The 17,524-nt window shown below is 68.5% G+C and carries 15 protein-coding genes; 7 read left to right on the top strand and 8 right to left on the bottom strand.

Annotation, left to right across the window (positions count from 1 at the left end):
- Nucleotides 1–30 precede the first annotated feature (30 nt).
- The 4 genes from JJQ90_RS15450 to JJQ90_RS15435 form a co-directional block, all read right to left on the bottom strand.
- On the bottom strand, nucleotides 31–1,011 hold the full coding sequence (locus tag JJQ90_RS15450) for a Bug family tripartite tricarboxylate transporter substrate binding protein (RefSeq protein ID WP_216876894.1): 981 nt from the start codon (nucleotides 1,009–1,011) through the stop codon (nucleotides 31–33).
- Between the two features lie 141 nt (nucleotides 1,012–1,152).
- On the bottom strand, nucleotides 1,153–1,818 hold the full coding sequence (locus JJQ90_RS15445; RefSeq protein ID WP_216876893.1) for a GOLPH3/VPS74 family protein: 666 nt from the start codon (nucleotides 1,816–1,818) through the stop codon (nucleotides 1,153–1,155).
- Complete coding sequence (locus JJQ90_RS15440; RefSeq protein ID WP_216876892.1) at nucleotides 1,815–3,389, bottom strand: gamma-glutamyltransferase; 1,575 nt, start codon at nucleotides 3,387–3,389, stop codon at nucleotides 1,815–1,817. Before JJQ90_RS15440 ends, JJQ90_RS15445 begins: the two co-directional genes overlap by 4 nt.
- A 222-nt stretch (nucleotides 3,390–3,611) precedes the next feature.
- On the bottom strand, nucleotides 3,612–4,355 hold the full coding sequence (locus JJQ90_RS15435) for a GntR family transcriptional regulator (protein WP_216876891.1): 744 nt from the start codon (nucleotides 4,353–4,355) through the stop codon (nucleotides 3,612–3,614).
- Nucleotides 4,356–4,567: 212 nt separating this feature from the next.
- On the opposite strand from JJQ90_RS15435, the gene JJQ90_RS15430 reads away from it, so the two are divergent.
- The 3 genes from JJQ90_RS15430 (at nucleotide 4,568) to JJQ90_RS15420 (ending at nucleotide 8,448) form a co-directional block, all read left to right on the top strand.
- Nucleotides 4,568–6,745: a malate synthase G gene (locus JJQ90_RS15430; RefSeq protein WP_216876890.1), complete on the top strand. Its 2,178-nt coding sequence runs from the start codon at nucleotides 4,568–4,570 to the stop codon at nucleotides 6,743–6,745.
- A gap of 29 nt (nucleotides 6,746–6,774) precedes the next feature.
- Nucleotides 6,775–7,173, top strand: a complete 399-nt coding sequence (locus JJQ90_RS15425; protein ID WP_216876889.1) for a hypothetical protein — start codon at nucleotides 6,775–6,777, stop codon at nucleotides 7,171–7,173.
- A gap of 282 nt (nucleotides 7,174–7,455) precedes the next feature.
- Nucleotides 7,456–8,448 carry a S1C family serine protease gene (locus tag JJQ90_RS15420; protein ID WP_230410701.1) on the top strand — a complete coding sequence of 331 codons (993 nt, stop codon included), beginning with the start codon at nucleotides 7,456–7,458 and terminating at the stop codon, nucleotides 8,446–8,448.
- A 154-nt stretch (nucleotides 8,449–8,602) separates the two neighbouring features.
- On the opposite strand, the gene JJQ90_RS15415 is transcribed toward JJQ90_RS15420, so the two are convergent.
- From JJQ90_RS15415 to JJQ90_RS15405, 3 genes are all read right to left on the bottom strand, one after another.
- Complete coding sequence (locus JJQ90_RS15415) at nucleotides 8,603–10,477, bottom strand: ATP-dependent nuclease (protein WP_216876885.1); 1,875 nt, start codon at nucleotides 10,475–10,477, stop codon at nucleotides 8,603–8,605.
- Nucleotides 10,478–10,540: 63 nt separating this feature from the next.
- Nucleotides 10,541–10,792, bottom strand: a complete 252-nt coding sequence (locus tag JJQ90_RS15410; protein ID WP_216876883.1) for a hypothetical protein — start codon at nucleotides 10,790–10,792, stop codon at nucleotides 10,541–10,543.
- Nucleotides 10,793–10,938: 146 nt separating this feature from the next.
- Complete coding sequence (locus tag JJQ90_RS15405) at nucleotides 10,939–13,806, bottom strand: FAD-dependent oxidoreductase (RefSeq protein ID WP_216876881.1); 2,868 nt, start codon at nucleotides 13,804–13,806, stop codon at nucleotides 10,939–10,941.
- A gap of 68 nt (nucleotides 13,807–13,874) precedes the next feature.
- On the opposite strand from JJQ90_RS15405, the gene JJQ90_RS15400 reads away from it, so the two are divergent.
- Genes JJQ90_RS15400 through JJQ90_RS15385 form a run of 4 tightly spaced genes read left to right on the top strand, consistent with a single transcriptional unit; the run spans nucleotide 13,875 to nucleotide 16,974 of the window.
- Complete coding sequence (locus JJQ90_RS15400) at nucleotides 13,875–14,786, top strand: dihydrodipicolinate synthase family protein (RefSeq protein ID WP_216876879.1); 912 nt, start codon at nucleotides 13,875–13,877, stop codon at nucleotides 14,784–14,786.
- A 34-nt stretch (nucleotides 14,787–14,820) separates the two neighbouring features.
- A complete protein-coding gene (locus tag JJQ90_RS15395; protein ID WP_216876878.1) occupies nucleotides 14,821–15,645 on the top strand; it encodes an ABC transporter substrate-binding protein in 825 nt (274 codons plus the stop codon).
- Nucleotides 15,646–15,655: 10 nt separating this feature from the next.
- Entirely contained in the window at nucleotides 15,656–16,279 is a 624-nt protein-coding gene (locus tag JJQ90_RS15390) for a glutathione S-transferase N-terminal domain-containing protein (RefSeq protein ID WP_216876877.1), read from the top strand.
- A 5-nt stretch (nucleotides 16,280–16,284) separates the two neighbouring features.
- Nucleotides 16,285–16,974 (top strand): amino acid ABC transporter permease, encoded by a 690-nt coding sequence (locus tag JJQ90_RS15385; protein WP_216876876.1) that lies wholly within the window; start codon nucleotides 16,285–16,287, stop codon nucleotides 16,972–16,974.
- A 3-nt stretch (nucleotides 16,975–16,977) separates the two neighbouring features.
- On the opposite strand, the gene JJQ90_RS15380 is transcribed toward JJQ90_RS15385, so the two are convergent.
- Nucleotides 16,978–17,424 (bottom strand): NUDIX hydrolase, encoded by a 447-nt coding sequence (locus tag JJQ90_RS15380; RefSeq protein ID WP_230410699.1) that lies wholly within the window; start codon nucleotides 17,422–17,424, stop codon nucleotides 16,978–16,980.
- Between the last annotated feature and the right edge of the window lie 100 nt (nucleotides 17,425–17,524).

Below are 17,524 nucleotides of genomic sequence, written 5' to 3'. Positions count from 1 at the left end.
CAGCCTGCCACGAGGCGGGGGGGCGGGTCATCACCCCACCACGATGTTGAACTGCCGGGCCACGGCGGTCCATTCGGTGATCTCCTGGCGCATGATCGAGACGAAGGCCGGCCCGGCGGGCGGCGGGTTGCGCGGCATGGTCTGGAGGTCGACGAAGCGGGCCATCAGCTCCGGCCGCGCCAGGATCGGCGGCATGATGGCATTCAGCCGCTCGACGATCGGCGCCGGCAGGCCCTTGGGACCGGACAGGCCGAGCCATTGCGCGGAGGTCAGCTTCGGGAAGCCCAGCTCGGCGAAGGTCGGCACGTTCGGGAACATCGCCAGCCGCTGCGGCGTGGAAACCGCCAGCGCCCGCAGGGACCCGTCGCGCATCTGCGCGGTGTTGGTGGTGATCGGGTCCACCATGCATTCGATATTGCCCGCCAGCACATCCTGCATGGCCGGCGCGCTGCCGGCATAGGGGATGTGGTCTAGGTTCGGCGCATTCGCCTCCGAGGACAGCATCGCGCCCAGCAGATGCGGGGCGGAGCCGATGCCGGAGGAGCCGAAGCGCACCGGCCGGGTCCGCGCCGCCGTCAGCAGCTGCTCCAGGCTCTGGAAGGGGGAATTGGCCCGCACCAGGATGATGTTCGGCGCCTCCACCAGATGCATCATATGGGTGAAGTCGTTGATCGGGTCGAAGGGCAGCGTCGGCCGCGTGGCGGTCGAGAAGACATGCACGGAGGCATGGCTGACCAGCAGCGTGTGGCCATCGGCCGGTGCTTTGGCGACGACATCCGTGCCGATGATGCCCCCGGCGCCGGCGCGGTTCTCCACCACCACGGACTGGCCCAGCGCCTGGGCCATCATCGGCGCCATCAGCCGGGCGACGGTGTCCACCAGCCCGCCCGGGGGGAACTGGGCGACCAGGCGGATCGAGCGGTTGGGCCAGGCGGCGCCCTGCGCCCCGGCGATGGACGGCATGGCGAGCGCCGCGGCGGCGCCCCCCAGAATCTGACGACGTTGCAACATTTCTGCGCTCCCGGCTTACGGTCTGGGCGGGGTCCGCGCATCGCCTGGGCAGTCCCACCCTGGGCCGAGGCACTGTTCCGCCACCGGATCGGGAAGTTGCAAGGTCCGTGCCGAAGCTTCCGGTGGTGGCGGGGGTGCGGCTCAGCCGTCCCGCCGCGTGGTCCCCAGGCCGACGCCCCGGATATCCGCCACCGCCACGCCGAGGGAGCGGTTCAGGCTTTCGATGCGCGTCACCACGCCCAGCCAGGGCTGCACCGCCTCCAGCTCCGCCTCGGAGAAGATCAGCGGCAGCAGCCCGGCGGCGCGGGCCAGGCCGAGAAGCAGGGCGTCATGCGGCTCGGGCAGTTCTTCCCGCAGCAACAACGCGCGCAGCCGGGCGCGGGCTTCGGCCACCTCCGGCCGGCCGGGTGCCTTGGGGTAGCGGCGGTCGGGCAGGATCCAGAGCACCCGGTCCTCCACCCGCCGCAACAGGCCGCGCGCCACCAGCCGGTCCAGGATCATGGCCCGGGCCGCCGGCGCATCGCGCGCCAGCAGCGGGATGGCGCCGCGCGCATCGGTCGGCGCATCGGGGGCCGCCAGCCGCGCCAGCGCCGCATCCAGCGCGGCATCGCCGGTCGGCCTGGCATCGACCAGGATCAGCCGGTCCCGGTCCGTATCCACCCGCCCGGCCAGGGCCAGTTGCATCAGCAGCGCGCCGGCCAGCGCCCGGTCGGGCGCCATGCCGGCGCGGCCGACGGGGCGGCCGCTGTCGTCATCCAGCGCGAGGAGGACGATCTCCTCCGCCAGGGTCAGCGCCGCGTCGCTCATCCCTGGCCGAGGGCGGCGGACCAGGGGGACATCACATCGGTGATGCCGACACGCTCCCCGCCCGCCCGGATCTGGATCAGGTTCGGGCAGGCGAAGTTCACCGGCAGCACCGCATGCTCCACCACCTCCAACGGCCCGGCCGAGGCCAGGGCGTCAAGCGTGGCACGCGGCAAGGTGCGGTCCGCCGTTGCACCCTCCGGGCCGCTGACATCAATTCGGGGAAAATGCGCCGCTGCCTCGGGGTCCATGCCGAAGCCGGTGACCAGCGACAGCATCTGGAACACGGCGGCCAGGATGCGCCGCCCGCCGGAGGCGCCGAGCGCCATTTCCGGCACGCCGGCGGCATCGGCGACGATGACCGGGGACATGTTGGTCAGCGGCCGCTTGTTCGGCCCGATCTCATTGGCGCTGCCCGGGCGTGGGTCGAACCACATGACGCCGTTGTTCATCAGGACGCCGGAGCGCGGCAGAACGACGCGCGACCCCATGGAAGACAGCAGCGTGGTGGTCATCGACACCATCATCCCATCCGCGTCGACGACGTTCAGATGGGTGGTGCAGCTATCCGAGCCTTTGGGCTCGGCATCGCCCAGCCCCGCCAGTCGCTCCGCATAGGCATCCTGCATCGCCTTGGCGAAGGCGAGGTGCCAGGCGGTGCCCGGCGCGCTGCCGGACCAGTCGGCGGCCTCCATCAGCGCCATGACGCGCTGGAAGGTGGGCGCGGCGGTCAGGCCGTTGGACAGGTGCAGCGTGTGGCCGCGCCAGGGCACGGAGATGGCCGGCAGCACCCGCGCCTGGCAGCCGGCGAGATCGGCGGCGGAGAGGATGCCCCCCGCCTCCTTCACATCCGCGGCGATGGCCGCCGCCACATCGCCCTCATAGAAATCGCGGAAACCGGCCTGCTGAAGCCGCTCCAGCGTCGCCGGCAGGTTGCCCTGGCGGAAGAAGCCCGGCGTGCCCTGGTAGGGGGCGACCGGGGGCAGGCCGTTGGGCAGGTAGATCCGCGCCGATTCCGGATAGAGCTTCAGGGTGGAAGCGGCGTTGGCGATCTTCAGCGTGGTGTACCAATCCTGCGGCAGGCCGCGCTTCGCCAGCGCCACCGCCGGGGCCAGCACATCGGCCGCCGGCATGCGGCCACGCTTTTCATGCAGCAGCGCATAGCCCGCGACGGCGGAGGGGATGCAGAAGCTCATCGGCCCGTGGATGTTGCGGTCGCCCTCCACCTCCGGCCAGGCGAACAGGTCCTGCTTCATCCGCCCCGTCATCGGGAAGTCGCGGGCCTGTAGCCCGGCGGGGGAGACCGGGCCGAAATCGAAGGTCTCGGCCGCGCTGCCGGGGGCGGCGACCTGGGCGAAGCCGATGCCGCCGAGGCCGCAATTCCAGGGCTCCATCGCCGCCAGCGCGAAGGCCATGCCCACCGCCGCATCGGCCGCATTGCCGCCGGCATCCAGGATGGCGAGGCCGGCCTCGGCGGCGGCGCGGGACTGGCTGGCGACCATGCCCCGGCGGCCGCGGGCGGCGGGCTTGGTGACCTGCCAATGCTGGGTGGTCTGGGCGGGTGGCTGATACATCAGGCTGGGTCCTCCGATGTCCGGGAGGATCGGCCGGGCGGGGCGCGGCGGCAAGCCCGGGGGGGTTGTCGGGTGGCAAAGCCCCCCTCACCCCGGCCTTTGACGCATGCGTCAAACCCCCCGTTGGGTGGAGAGGGAGAAGCCGCGCGGCTTCGCCTGGCGCTTTTTATCCGCGCGGCTTCGCCTGGCGCTTTTTATCCGCGCGGCTTCGCCTGGTGCCTTTTATCCGCGCGGCTTCGCCTGGCGACGCCTGGCGACCGCCTTCTCGAAATCCAGATCCTCATGCCAGCTCAGATGCCGCGTCAGCGAGGCCTGCGCCGCATCCCCGTCGCCGCGGGCCAGCAGGTCCAGGATCTCGTCGTGTTCCTTGGAGATGCGTGGCTTCGGGCGGACGTCGTGGCCGAGGCCCCAGACCACCGAAAGCTGCCGCGCCACGCTCAGCCAGATGCCATGCAGCACGCCATTGCCCGACAGCCGGCAGATCTCGCCGTGATAGGCCTCGTCCGCCGCGACGATCGCCGCGGTGTCGCTGCCCTCCGCCACCGCATTGTAGCGCTGCGCGGCGCGGCGGGCCGGGGACAGCAGCGCCTCCGTCGCCGGGCCGTTGGCCAGGATCTCCCGCAGCGCCAAGGATTCGAGCGCCGCGCGCACCCGCATCAACTCGGCCACCGCCCGGTTCGTCACCTGCATCAGCCGCATGCCCTTATAGGGCGTGGAGACGACGATGCCCTGGCTTTCGAGCAGGCGCAGCGCCTCCCTCACCGGGACGCGGCTGATGCCGAGTTCGCGGGCGATCTCCGCCTCCACCAGCCGGTCGCCGGGCAGGAAGACGCCACGGGCGGCGGCGGCCACCACCGCCTCCGCCGCCTGCTCGACCATGGTCCGGGGATGCACCGGCGCCAGACGGCGCGCGTCACTGACAGCGGAATCCCCGGTTTCGGGTGGGTTGTTGGATTCGGCGGTCATGGCATTCACGGGCGGCGGCCTTGGGTCTGTCGATGTATAATGTAAGGTCATTTGACCACATGATGAAGGCGAATGTCTCGTGCCATGAAATTCCTGGGACGGCGACCGCATGTCGCCTCCCCCTTGGAGGGCGGGGCGATTGCGCCTAAGCACGCCCGGAATCGATCACGGGACCGCCCGGCGGGCTCCTGACAGGAATTGGGAGAGGAATTGTGGCAGAATCGGTGCGGATCGGCGGCCTGGCTGTGGACGCGGCCTTCCAGCAGTTCATCGAAAGCGAAGCCCTGCCCGGCACAGGGGTGGAGGCCGCCCGCTTCTGGACGGGATTCGAGGCGCTGCTGCGCGACTTCGCGCCCCGCAACGCCACCCTTCTGGCCAGGCGGGACGCCCTCCAGGCCCAGATCGACGCCTGGCACCGCGCCAACCCGGCCCGCCCGGTCGACCTGCCCGCCTATAAGGCCCACCTGGCCGAGATCGGCTACCTGCTGCCGGAGCCCGAGGATTTCAGCGTCGGCACCACCGATGTGGATGCCGAGATCGGCCAGATGGCCGGCCCGCAACTCGTGGTCCCCGTCTCCAACGCCCGCTACGCGCTGAACGCCGCCAATGCCCGCTGGGGCAGCCTGTATGACGCGCTCTACGGCACCGATGCGATTCCGGAGACGGACGGCGCCGAGAAGGGCCGCGGCTACAACCCCAAGCGCGGCGACAAGGTGATCGCCTTCGCCCGCAAGGTGCTCGACCAGGCCGTGCCGCTGGCCGGTGGCGCCAGCCATGCCGGCACCTCCGCCTATGCCATCGAGGCCGGCGCGCTGGTGGTGACGCTGGCCGATGGCCGCAAGGTGGGCCTGGCCCGCCCCGGCCAATGCGTCGGCTTCCAGGGCGAGCCCTGGGCGCCCACCGCCATCCTGCTGGTGAACAACGGGCTGCACCTGGAAATCCATATCGACCGGACCAGCGCCATCGGCCGCACCGACCCGGCCGGCATCTCCGACCTGGTGATGGAAGCCGCGCTGACCACCATCATGGATTGCGAGGACAGCGTCGCGGCCGTGGATGCGGCGGACAAGATCGACGTCTATCGCAACTGGCTCGGCCTGATGAAGGGCGACCTGACCGCCGACCTGGAAAAGGGCGGCAAGACCATCACCCGCCGGCTGAACCCGGACCGCATCTGGAAGACCCCGGCCGGGTCCGCCGTGACGCTGCATGGCCGCTCCGTCATGCTGGTGCGCAATGTCGGCCACCATATGATGACCGATGTCGTCACCCTCGACGGCGCCGAAATCCCCGAAACCGCGCTGGACGCCATGGTGACGGTGGCGATCGCGCTGCACGACATCCAGCCGCCCGGCCGCGGCAAGCGCATGAATTCCCGCACCGGCAGCGTCTATGTGGTGAAGCCCAAGATGCATGGGCCGGAGGAAGTGGCACTCGCCGACAGCCTGTTCGCCCGGGTGGAGGATGTGCTCGGCCTGCCGCGCGCCACCATCAAGATGGGCATCATGGACGAGGAACGCCGTACCACGGTGAACCTCAAGGCCTGCATCAAGGCGGCGCGCGACCGCGTGGTGTTCATCAACACCGGCTTCCTGGACCGCACCGGCGACGAGATCCACACCGCCATGGAAGCCGGCGCCGTGGTCCGCAAGAACGAGATGAAGGCGCTGCCCTGGATCTCGGCCTATGAGGCCTGGAACGTCGATGTCGGCCTGCTCTGCGGCCTGCGCGGCCGGGCGCAGATCGGCAAGGGCATGTGGGCCATGCCGGATCTGATGGCGGCGATGCTGGAACAGAAGGTCGGCCACCCCAAGGCCGGCGCCAACACCGCCTGGGTCCCCTCCCCCACCGCGGCCACGCTGCATGCGCTGCACTACCATCAGGTGGACGTCGCCGCCCGCCAGGTGGAGATCGCGGCGGAGGGCCGGCGCGGCAAGCTGGACGACATCCTGACCATCCCCCTCGCCCAGGACACCAACTGGGAACCGAAGGACGTGCAGGCGGAGCTCGACAACAATGCCCAGGGCATCCTGGGCTATGTGGTGCGCTGGGTGGATCAGGGGGTCGGCTGTTCCAAGGTGCCGGACATCAACAATGTCGGCCTGATGGAGGACCGCGCCACGCTGCGCATCTCTGCCCAGCACATCGCCAACTGGCTGCGCCACGGCATCGTCAGCCGGGACCAGGTGACGGAGACGCTGCAGCGCATGGCCGCCGTGGTGGACAAGCAGAATGCGGGCGACCCGGCCTATCGGCCCATGGCCCCGGGTTTCGACGGCATCGCCTTCCAGGCCGCCTGCGACCTGGTCTTCGAAGGCGCGGCGCAGCCCAATGGCTATACCGAATTCGTGCTGCATCGCCGCCGGCGCGAGGCGAAGGCCGCGGGCTGAGTTGGCAGTCCGCGCGGAGGGGGGTTAGGGTGACGGAACGATCGCTGGAGCATCCGCCCCTGACCCGCCTCGCTGTCTTGCCGCTGCTGGCCGCGCTCGCCGCCTGTTCCTCCGCCAGCCCGGTGACGGAGCTGGCGCCGGAGACCTATGGCCTGACCACCCATGCCAGCACCGCCGCCCAGGCGGCGCGGATCGGGGTGGAGCAGGCCCGCGCCCATTGCACCGCCATGGGCCGGAATTTCGCGGTGACCCGCAGCGAGATCGGCGGCAATGAGTACACCATCGCCTTCACCTGCCCGCGCCCCAACCCGAACCCCCTGATGGTGGAACAGGCCCCGCCTGCCCCCGTGCTGGTGGAGCCAGCCGGCCCCATCGCAACCGGCGCCCTACCCCCCATGCCCGCCCCCACCGGCCGCAACCTGTACTGAAGCGCAGAGGAAGCCCTCTCCCCCTGACAGGGGGAGAGGGTTGGGTGAGGGGGGCATCGCGGGATGGGAGCTTGTTCAGATACTTGCACGTCCCCCCCTCACCCAAACCCTCTCCCCCCGTTGGGTGGAGAGGGCTTCCCCCCTGTCAGGTACCCACCCCACCGCGCGGCCGTTTTCGCCCACGGCCAAAATGCGCTACAGCGGACGACCAAGGTCCAAAGGACCCTTTCGTGCTGCGGAGGCCCCCCCAAAATTCCGCAGCCGCCGGACACGGGTGGATTGATGGCGGACGAGGACTGGAACATCCCCGAGGACATGCGGCCCGATCCGGCCGATTACAGCTTTGACCTGCGCACCGCCCTGGCCTCCGTGGTCAGCCTGAAGACCCGCGTGCCGGGCGATGCCTTCTCCGCCCGCACCCTGGGCACGGAGCGGGAGGGCAGCGGCGTGGTGATCCGGGAGGATGGGCTGGTGCTGACCATCGGCTACCTGATCGGGGAAGCCGAGAGCATCTGGATCAAGACCTCCGCCGGGCGCGTCGTGCCGGGCCATGCCCTCGCCTATGATTTCGAGACCGGTTTTGGCCTGGTGCAGGCGCTCGGGCGGCTGGACGCGCCGGCGATGAAGCTGGCCGCCGCAGGCCTGCCGGAGGCCGGGGTGCAGACCATTCTGGCCGCCGCCCCGCAATCCGGCCGCGCCGCGATGGAAGGCGGCGCCCTGGCCTGTTCCGTCGTCGCCCGCGAGCCCTTCGCCGGCTACTGGGAATATCTGTTGGAGGAGGCGCTGTTCACCGCGCCGGCCCATCCCTCCTGGGGCGGAGCCGGGCTGATCGGGCCGGAGGGCACGCTGCTCGGCATCGGGTCGCTGGTCTTGCAGCACCGGGATTCGAAGGGGCGCAAGCTGGACCTGAACCTGGTGGTGCCGATCGGGCTGCTGCACCCCATCCTGGACGACCTTTTGGCCTATGGCCGCGTCAACAAGCCGCCGCGGCCCTGGCTCGGCGTGTACTGCGCGGATCAGGAGGAAGGCGTGGTGGTGGCCTCCGTCGCCGCCAAGGGGCCGGCGGAGAAGGCGGGAATCAAGCCGGGCGACCGCATTCTGGGGCTGGATGACAGCGAGGCGCCGGACCTGGCGGGACTCTGGCGCAGCCTTTGGTCGCGCGGGGCGGCGGGGGTGCTGGTGAATGTGGCGGCGGAGCGGGACGGGCGAAGGCTGGTGCTGCCGGTGGTGAGCGGGGACCGGAGCAAGTTTTTGAAGGCGCCGAGGTTGCATTGAGATGGACGGCCTCAAGGCTGTTTTGGACGAAAACGGTGTTAAAAAAAGCGGGCCGATAAGGAGCTCTTTGCGCCCGCGCAAGCGGATAAAAGGGCACCGCGATGCTCAAATGATGCCACTCCGAATGCCATCTTGAGGCGATGCCGTTCGGCGATCAGGAAGAGCTGAGCCCGGGAAGTTTTTGTGGAACGACCAGCGTCAGGTTGTCTTCGCGGCCAATTTCGAACGGAAACGTGTCACGTTGAAATAGTGGCGATGCCATCTCGACGGCGATTCTTAGATCTTCTTTCGAGCAGTTAGATAATCTGAATACCTCAGCGTCGCTGCCGACAGTTGTCCGCGCTATGGCATTCAGTCGTTCCGAGGAACTATCGCGCTCCATGCTGAGGAACGCTGCGGCCAGCACAGCGCCCAGTTTTGGGCGGAGCAGCAGGTCTTCATCAACCCGCTGCTTGGGAGCGATGTACGTGAGCGGGGCGACTACGTCTGCGTACTGAGAAAGCAAAATCGGTGGTTGGGTTGTTTCAAACGCTGCGGCTTCCCGCGCGGCATGGTCAGGCTTCCCAAACCCCATTTCGTCCGAGGTGTAATAGTTCTCGATCGCGCCCCGCTTCAGAAAAAAGCAGCCGAGCTCAGCAAGCGCGTCCGTCAGTACTCGGTAGCGCGTGCACAGGCTTGCTGCGTCGCCGCCCGCAACTCCGTCGAAGCTTAGCGGGTCGGTCAGTATACGCGCCAGCGTCACTCGGCGTTCGGCGCGCTCCTTCGAATCATTGCTAGACCAATCGTCGTATCGCGCTGCCGCAGCCCGAACCGCGTCGCTGTGTCGATCTATGAAGTTGGTAAGGGCGTTTCGGAGATCACGATCGAGCTCCGTGACAGTTGCTCGCCCCAGCCGATCAGCGACCTCTGACGCTGCGGGAAGCTCGCTGAAAGACCTTACGAGTGTGTTATCGTCGGCCAGCGCATCCAGATCGGCCAGGATCGCCACTTCCTTTTTCATCATCCGGAAAAGCTTTGCCGCCTCGATAAATTCTCCCTTGCCCGTCACCGGCAGGATCTGAGCATTGCGGGCCAGCAGTCTAAGGTCTAGCCTTCGAGCAAGCTGTGCAGTCACGATCTCGTCGCTGGGACCTTCTACGAGAAGCACACGCTCGGCAAACATTGCAAGTCGGTGCGTCGCGCTAAGGCGAGCTACCAATGCGGTCAGTTTGGCGCGGTTAAGAATATCCGCATCGGCGGGCACTTGCGCCGGAGCATTTCGAGCGGAATTAAAAAACATCAGAGCAGGTAGCTCTTTGACCGAACGCAGCGGCAGAAGGGTCGCTGAATGTGTCGCTATAACAATAATCTTACGGGTCGGCTCCGTTGGATCGCCCGCTACGCGTTCCATTTCTTCCAGAAGGAAAGCTTGATGCTGCGGATGCAGTGAGATTTCTGGCTCGTCGATCAGCAACGCGGCGATCTCATCATTATGGATGGCCGCGAGCAATGCCACGAGCTGGAGTATGCCGCTTGCCTCGTGATTAGCTGCGTAGGCAGAACCGCCACTGACGGGCGATATCCGGACATTCATACCTTGTTGAGACCATGAAAGCTGAATACTGCGATCCAACAATTGTTGCAATCGCGCCTCGACCTTAAGTCGTAGATCGGGACGTGCGTCCAGCGTCAACAATGGGCCGGTCACACTCTCAAAATCCCACCATTGCCGGCGATAGGCTGTGTGCCCGACCGCAGCGTCATCATTGTCTACATGGCCTGGCGTGCTGATGGCGGCTCGGAAATTTTCGAGTGGACTGCTTCGACCCGCCGCCAGGAAATGGACTTTTCGCTCAGGCGTATTAGTACGGCTCCAAGATAAAAGCGCAGCTTTGATCCCACGCAACGCTCGCGTCTTACCGCTGCCGTTGGGTCCTACCAACGTGCTGATACCGGGTCGCAAATGTACGAAAGATTCAGTCGACGGATCGCCAAATAACTGCAATTTGACACTTAGGGGCCAAAGTGGGGTGCCAGTTATGTCAGCCAAGTTGCTATCCCCCTCTGGCTGAAAGTTCGCCCATCAACTGACCGCGAAAATTTTGTTGGCACGTCACAGCGAAAAATTGTTTCCCGGTAGGATGTCGTCCGCAACCTGATCCACCGCAAGTGTCAGCGCTGAAGCAACTATGACGAGCGGATCATATCGAACGCGCATTGTACTGACGCCAGCATTGCCAACGTTGGTAACGCCGTGAATCACTCTGACAGCCTGGGTTAGCCGTTCGCGCTTTTCCAGCGGCCAGCCGGAACAGTCAAAATCAATAACAGGTTCGCGTCCGATGGAGAGATTGGTTGTCGGCATGGCGCGATGGTAGCCATGCGTTCTCTCACGGACAACACCGCGACGAAGCCGAAATCACCGGCGCAGCCAACGAGCGGCGGGCTCTCTCGCGTGCCGGTTGAGGGGGCTTGGATCTCCTGCCTAACCTTCCAAATAACCTACCTTCTTCAGAACCTCCCCACCCCAAACGCCCTCCCCGCCCCCGCCCTCCCGCAAATCCCCCCCGCCACCAGCCGCCCGCACACCGGCCCCAGCGTCCACCCATTGAACGTCACCGCATGGTGCAGCCCCGGCACCCTCGGGTCCGCCCCCAGAATCGGCCCCGGCACCTGCACATTCAGCCCGGTCCAGGCCCGTATCACCTGCAACCCCGCCAGCGCCGGCAGCACCGTGCTTGCCACGAACAGGTTGCCCTCGATCGACCCGGCCAGGTTGCGCGGCCGCCCCGCCGCATCCAGCACGCCGGGCCAGGCGCCGCCGAGCACCAGGTGGCCGGCATCGCCCTGCTTGGCGGAAAGGTGCCGGCTGCCATGCAGCACCAGGTGGCGCATGATTTCGCCGCCGGCGGCCTCCGTCACCATCACCTGCTGCACCGCCGCCCCCACCGGAATCGGCGCCCCGAGCATTTTGGCAAACTCCCCGGCCCAGGGGCCGCAGGCATTCACCACATGGCCGGCGCGGATCACGCCACCCGCCACCGTCTCCGCCCGGAAGCCCGCACCCTCCCGCGCCACGGCCGCGATGGTGGTGCCGCCGCGCACCAGGGCGCCGGCGCGCTGGACAAGGCGCAGCAAAGCGGAAAGCCCGCGCAGCGGGTCCATCTGGCCTTCCGGTGCGCAAAAAGCCGCACCCGCGAAGCCGGGCGCCAGATAGGGGGCGACGTCCATCAGCTCATTGGCGCCGAGCACGCGGCTGTCCACGCCAAAATCCCGCTCCATCGCCACCTTGGTCACCAGCCGCCGAAGCTGGTCCGGCGTCTCGGCCAGCATGATGCCGCCCTCCGTCCGGATGCCGAGTCCCTCGCCCGCCTCCGCAGCAATCTCCCGCCATAGCGCGACGGAGGCCGGGCCGATGGTGAGGATTTGCGCCGCCGCACTTTCGGGCCCCTCCTCCGCCCCGGCGCTGTCATAGGCGTGAAGCTGGATATGCAGGCTGCCGGCATTGGCGGTGGTCGCCCCCTGCCCCGGCTCGCCCCGCTCCGCGACAATCACCGACAGCCCTTCGCGCGCGCAGTACAGGGCCGTGGAAAGGCCGAGCGCGCCGCCGCCCACCACCAGCACGTCGCAGGTCTCGGCGGGGCCAGTGGCGGGGATGTGGTGGCTGGGCAGGATCGGGCGCGGGGTGGCGGAGGGGCCTTCGAGCCATTCCGGCTTCTCCATGGCCAGCGCGATGGCCGGCACCGGCTTCAACGGCGCGCGGGGCGCGGCCCAGCCGGCTTCCTCGGAGGCGCCGACGATGCGCGCCACGCTGGCGCCGCACATGCGGCCCTGGCAGCGGCCCATGCCGGCGCGCGTCGCCTTCTTCACCGCGCCGAGGGAGGTCGCGCCCAGGGCCATCGCCTCCCGCAGCGTGCCGGCCGTCACCTCCTCGCAGCGGCAGACCGTGGTGGTGTCGGCGATGGTGCGCGCGTCGAATTCCGGCACGGCGAAGAAGCGCCACAGCGCGTCCTGGAAGCCGATGGCGCGGGCCAAGGCGCGGCGGCTGGCGGTGTCGTCCGGCAGGCCGGGCAGCAGATCCCGCGCCGCCGCCAGCCCGGCGAGCCGCCCGCGGGCGAAGGCAATGCGCGCCCCACCCACCTGCGCACCGTCACCCACCGCGAAAACTTCGGGGATGCTGGTGCGGCCGTCCTCGTCCGTCACCGTCTCCAATCGGCCGAGGCCGCTATCCACGAAGCGATGGGCGCAGCCGAGGGCGCGGGCCAGGCCGGTTTCGGGCTGGAAGCCGAGGTTCAGCGCCAGCGCATCGGCCTCGATCCGAATCTGGCCGGTCGGCGTGCGGGCGCGCAGGGCGGCGAAGCGGCCCTCGCCCTCGGCGGCGATAGGTCGCGCGCCCCAGATCACCGGCACCTTGGCGCGGCGCAGCACGGCCAGGTAGCGCGCGCCGTCCCAGGCGAGGTCGGGCGCGGCGGCGGCCAGGCGCAGGGCCTGGCGCAGGCCAGAAAGGCCCGGAAAGGGTGCGGCCTCCAGCACCGCCGCGACGCGCACGCCGCCTTCCACCAGTTCGCAGGCCAGTTGCAGGTTCAGCGGGCCGTTGCCGGCGATCACCACGCTGTCGCCGGGGGAAACGCGGTTGGCGCGGGCCAGGGTTTGCAGGCAGCCGGTGGTCATCACCCCGGGCAGGGTCCAGCCGGGAATCGGCACCGGGCGTTCATGCGCGCCGGCCGCGATCACCAGGCGGCGCGGGCGGAAACGGGTGTTGCAGCCCTCGACCAGGGCGCCGATTTCGTCCGCCGCGAAGCCGCCCCAGACGGTGGCGCCGAAGTGGAAGGTCACGCCGGCATCCAGCGCCCGCTGGCGCAGCGCGGCGCCCTGGCGGAACTGCCGGTCTGGCGCCGCATTGCTGTGGCTGGCGGCGAGCGGTTTCAGATATTGCCCGCCGGGCGCGTCGCGCTCATCCAGGGCGATGACGGTGCAGCCGGCTTCCGCCGCGGCGATGGCGGCCGACAGTCCGGCGGGGCCGCTGCCGACCACCAGCAGATCGCATTCAATCTGTGGCGCCTGGCCTTCCGGCCGCGTGGCGAGCGGCGCGGGCTGCGCCGGCACCGCGCTTTCCACCACCATCCCCGGCGCGACCTTCGCCAGGCAGGCGCGCTGATTCGCGCGGCCATCGATGGTGACGAGGCAATCGAAGCAGGCGCCCATGCCGCAATGCAGCCCGCGCGGCGCGCCGGAATGCGTATACCGCAGCGTCAACTCGCCCGCCGCCGACAGCGCGGCGGCCACCGTCTCCCCTTTCAGCGCGGGAATCGGGCGGCCGTCGAAGGTGATGCCCATGGCTTCGGCAGAAGGGCGTATCGCGGCATGGGTCAGTCGCATGGGATGGGCTTGATGCTTTCGGGGAAAGGCTCATTGATGATGGACGTTCGCACGATGGGAGCAAGCCGATGGCCGGCGGGAAATTTCGCGGCTGCTACACGGTACTGATCACGCCCTTCACCGAAGGTGGAGAGGCCGTCGACCTGAAGGCGCTGGAGCGTCTGGTCGAATTCCAGATCCGCGAAGGTATACGAGGCCTGATCCCCCTCGGCTCCACCGGCGAATTCTTGTCCGTGTCGCCGGAGGAGCGCACCGCGATCGTCGAGACGGTGGTGAAGACGGCCGCCGGCCGCGTGCCCGTGCTGATCGGCACCGGCGCGGAAGACACGCGCGAGGTGGTGCGCACGTCGAAGGAAGCGGAGGCGTTGGGCGCGGACGGCGTGATGATCATCCCGCCCTTCTACTCCGTGCCGACCGAGGACGAGCTCTATGTCCACTACAAGAAAGTGGCGGACGCCATCGGCATCCCCATCATGGTCTACAACAATCCCGCCACGGCGAATGTCGACCTGACGCCCAAGATCCTGGCGCGACTCGCAACCATCGAAAGCTGCCTCTACGTGAAGGAAAGCACGCTGGAGGTGACGCGCGTGCGCGACATCGTCGATCTCTGCGGCGACCGCATGGAGGTCTTTGCCGGCGTGCTCGGCTATGAAAGCGCCTGGCTCGGTGCCATCGGCTGGGTCGCGGTGTGTTCGAACCTGGCGCCGAAGCTGTCGACCGAGATGTTCCACGCGGCTGCCTTCGACAAGGACATGGACAAGGCGCTGCCGCTGTACCGCAAGCTGATGCCGCTGCTGCCCTTCGTCGGCGGGCCACGCTACGTCTCCGGCACCAAGGCGGGTTTTCGACTCATGGGCATGCCGATGGGCGATCCGCGCCCGCCGCGCCTGCCGCTGCCGGGTGCCGACATGGCGCAGCTCGGCGCGGTGCTGCAGCACATGGGATTGCTGGCCGAGGGCGCACGCCAGGCGGCCTGAGTTTTTCAACGAGTCCAACAGGGAAGTTCAAAACATGCGTCGTCTCCTTCTCGCCGCCGCGCTGGCGGCCTTCGCCTCCCCGGCCCTTGCCCAGGCCCCCGCCGGCTGCACGCCGCGCGTCGCCAATAGCGAGCTCATCAAGCCGGGCACACTGGTGATGTCGATCAACCCGACCCTGCCGCCGCTGCAATTCGTCAATGCGCAGGGCCAGCTGCAGGGCCTGCGCGTCGACCTCGGCGTGGAGATCGCGCGGCGCCTGTGCCTGACGCCGGAATGGGTGCGCATCGAGTTCAGCGCGATGATCCCGGGCCTCGCGGCGCGGCGCTGGGACGTGATCAACACCGGCACCTTCTTCACGCCGCAGCGCGCGGCGATGATGCAGATGCTGCGCTATGAGAATGCGGCCGTCGCCTTCTCCGCCGCGCGCGGCAATCCGCTGAACATCCGCACGGTGGACGACCTGGCCGGCCGCACCGTGGGCGTCGAGCTGGGCGGCTTCGAGGAAGCCCGCACCCGCGCGCTCAGCGCCGACCTCGTCGCGCGCGGCAAGGCGGCGATCACGATCCGCACCTTCGACAACTTCGCCATCGCCTTCCAGGCGCTGCGCGCCGGCCAGGTGGAAGCGGTGACGAGCGTCGATGCCGTGGCCGCCGAATACGACCAGCGCGGCGATTTTCCGCGTGTGCTGCACGGCCTGTTCCCCACCCCCGCCAGCCTCGCCATGCGGTCGCGCCCCCTGGCGCAGGAAATCGCCAAGGTGCTGACGGAGATGAAGGCGGATGGCAGCTACGACCGCCTGTTCGACCGCTACGGCGTCAGCAAGTACGAGGCGGGCTTCGAGGTCGTCGGCCCGCAATGATGGGGTGTGCGTGAGCTGCGCGCTCTCCGGCGCGCGCCTGTTCACGCATGGCCGCAACTCGGCCGGCGAGCGGGTGCGCATCGCGCTGCGGCTGAAGGGCATGGCCCTGCCCTGCGTCGATGCGCCGACCCTGCCGCGGGAGGTCTGGCTGGGCATCAACCCACAGGGGCTGATGCCGGCGCTGGTGCTGGCAGATGGCCGGGTGGTGGCGCAGGCCACCGCCATCCTGGAACTGATCGAGGAGGTGGGGCCTGGCCCGCCGCTTCTGCCGGCCGACCCTGTCACGCGCGCCCTGGCGCGCGGCTTCGCCCAGCACATCGCCAGCGACCTGCACCCCGTCACGGTGCAGCGCATCCGCCGGCGCCTGCCGGAGCCCGCCCAGGCTGATTGGGTCGCGCATTGGACCGCGACGGCGCTGACGGCGCTGGAGGCGATGCTGGCGCGGCGGCCGGACCCGCTGCCCTTCTGCTACGGCACCGAAGCGGGCTGGGCCGATCTGCATCTGCTGCCGCAGCTTCGCGCCTCCGCCCGGCTCGGCTGCGACCTTTCGCCCTATCCGCTGCTGCGCGGCGTGGCAGTCCGCTGTGATACGCTGCCGGCCTTCGACCTGCCGCCCCCCGACTTTGGAAGCTGAGCCGCATGCATATCTGGTCCTGGCAGGGGTTCTTCGAATACCTGTTCAACCCCTTCCTGCTGGAAGGCGCCGTCACCACGCTGTGGCTGACCGCGGTTTCGCTGATCTGTGGCCTCGCGCTCGGCGTGGTCGTGGCGCTGTTGCGACTGTCCGGCAACCGCTGGCTTGCGGGCATCGCCAGCTTCTACTGCTGGATCTTCCGCGGCACGCCGCTGCTGGTGCAGTTGCTCATCATCTATACCGGCCTGCCGCTGTTCGGCCTGCGCTTCAGCGTGACCCAGGCCGCCCTGCTGGGCCTGGCGCTGAACGAGGCCGCCTATCTCAGCGAGATCGTGCGCTCCGGCATCTCCGCCGTGGGATCCGGGCAGCGGGAGGCGGGGCTGGCGCTGGGGCTGAGCAAGATCCAGGTGTTCCGCACCATCACCTGGCCGCAGGCCTTTCGCATCATCATCCCGCCGCTGGGCAATTCGGTGAACGGGTTGCTGAAGACCACATCGGTCGCCAGCGTGATCTCGATGGAGGAGTTGCTGCGGCGGACGCAGATCCTGATCCAGGAGCGATTCCTGGTGCTGGAGTTGTTCCTGGCCGCGGCCTTCTGGTACCTGGTGATGACCACGGTCTGGGACCTGGTGCAGCGCCAGTTGGAAAAGCGCTACGGCCGCGCCTATGTCGGCCACGCGGCCGACCGGCGCTGAGGATCAGGCGGCGAGTTCCCAGAACAGCCTGGCGAGTTCCGGCTCCGCGACCATCTCGGCCGCTTCGGCCGGGGTGACCAGCCGGCGCTCCCGCTCCGACCGCTCGGGCCAATCGGCCAGCAGGCGGGTGACGTGCAGGCGATAGACCAGCACCTCGCAGGGCAGCAGCACGCCGCGCGGCTTGCGCTTTGTGTAGGCGAAGCTGCCGATGGGGTCGGGGTCGGCCTCACCCTCGATGCCGGCTTCCTCGAAGGCCTCCCGCGCCGCGCTGCGATGCGGCAACTCGCCGGGTTCGATCCAGCCCTTGGGAATCACCCAGCGGCGCGTTTCGCGGCTGGTGACCAGCACGATGCGGGGGGCGCCGATCTGATGGGTGATCGGCAGGGCGGCGCATTGGCGGCGCATCGCGCCAACCTCGACCACCCATTCCGCCACCGCATCTTTCGACATGTCACCCCCGGACCGATCAGCCAAGGGAGACAAATGGCGAATGGAACCCCAATTGTGAAGGCCGATTCACATAGAAAGATGCGAACAACCGGATGACTCA

Source organism: Falsiroseomonas oleicola, from assembly GCF_019029495.1.
GTDB lineage: Bacteria > Pseudomonadota > Alphaproteobacteria > Acetobacterales > Acetobacteraceae > Falsiroseomonas > Falsiroseomonas oleicola.
This window is presented reverse-complemented; position numbering and strand designations above follow the sequence as displayed.

Coding starts and splice junctions, on each gene's coding strand:
- JJQ90_RS15450 (WP_216876894.1), bottom strand. CDS start 1,011: ATGTTGCAACGTCGTCAGATTCTGGGGGGCGCCGCCGCGGCGCTCGCC.
- JJQ90_RS15445 (WP_216876893.1), bottom strand. CDS start 1,818: ATGAGCGACGCGGCGCTGACCCTGGCGGAGGAGATCGTCCTCCTCGCG.
- JJQ90_RS15440 (WP_216876892.1), bottom strand. CDS start 3,389: ATGTATCAGCCACCCGCCCAGACCACCCAGCATTGGCAGGTCACCAAG.
- JJQ90_RS15435 (WP_216876891.1), bottom strand. CDS start 4,355: ATGACCGCCGAATCCAACAACCCACCCGAAACCGGGGATTCCGCTGTC.
- JJQ90_RS15420 (WP_230410701.1), top strand. CDS start 7,456: ATGGCGGACGAGGACTGGAACATCCCCGAGGACATGCGGCCCGATCCG.
- JJQ90_RS15410 (WP_216876883.1), bottom strand. CDS start 10,792: ATGCCGACAACCAATCTCTCCATCGGACGCGAACCTGTTATTGATTTT.
- JJQ90_RS15405 (WP_216876881.1), bottom strand. CDS start 13,806: ATGCGACTGACCCATGCCGCGATACGCCCTTCTGCCGAAGCCATGGGC.
- JJQ90_RS15400 (WP_216876879.1), top strand. CDS start 13,875: ATGGCCGGCGGGAAATTTCGCGGCTGCTACACGGTACTGATCACGCCC.
- JJQ90_RS15395 (WP_216876878.1), top strand. CDS start 14,821: ATGCGTCGTCTCCTTCTCGCCGCCGCGCTGGCGGCCTTCGCCTCCCCG.
- JJQ90_RS15385 (WP_216876876.1), top strand. CDS start 16,285: ATGCATATCTGGTCCTGGCAGGGGTTCTTCGAATACCTGTTCAACCCC.
- JJQ90_RS15380 (WP_230410699.1), bottom strand. CDS start 17,424: ATGTCGAAAGATGCGGTGGCGGAATGGGTGGTCGAGGTTGGCGCGATG.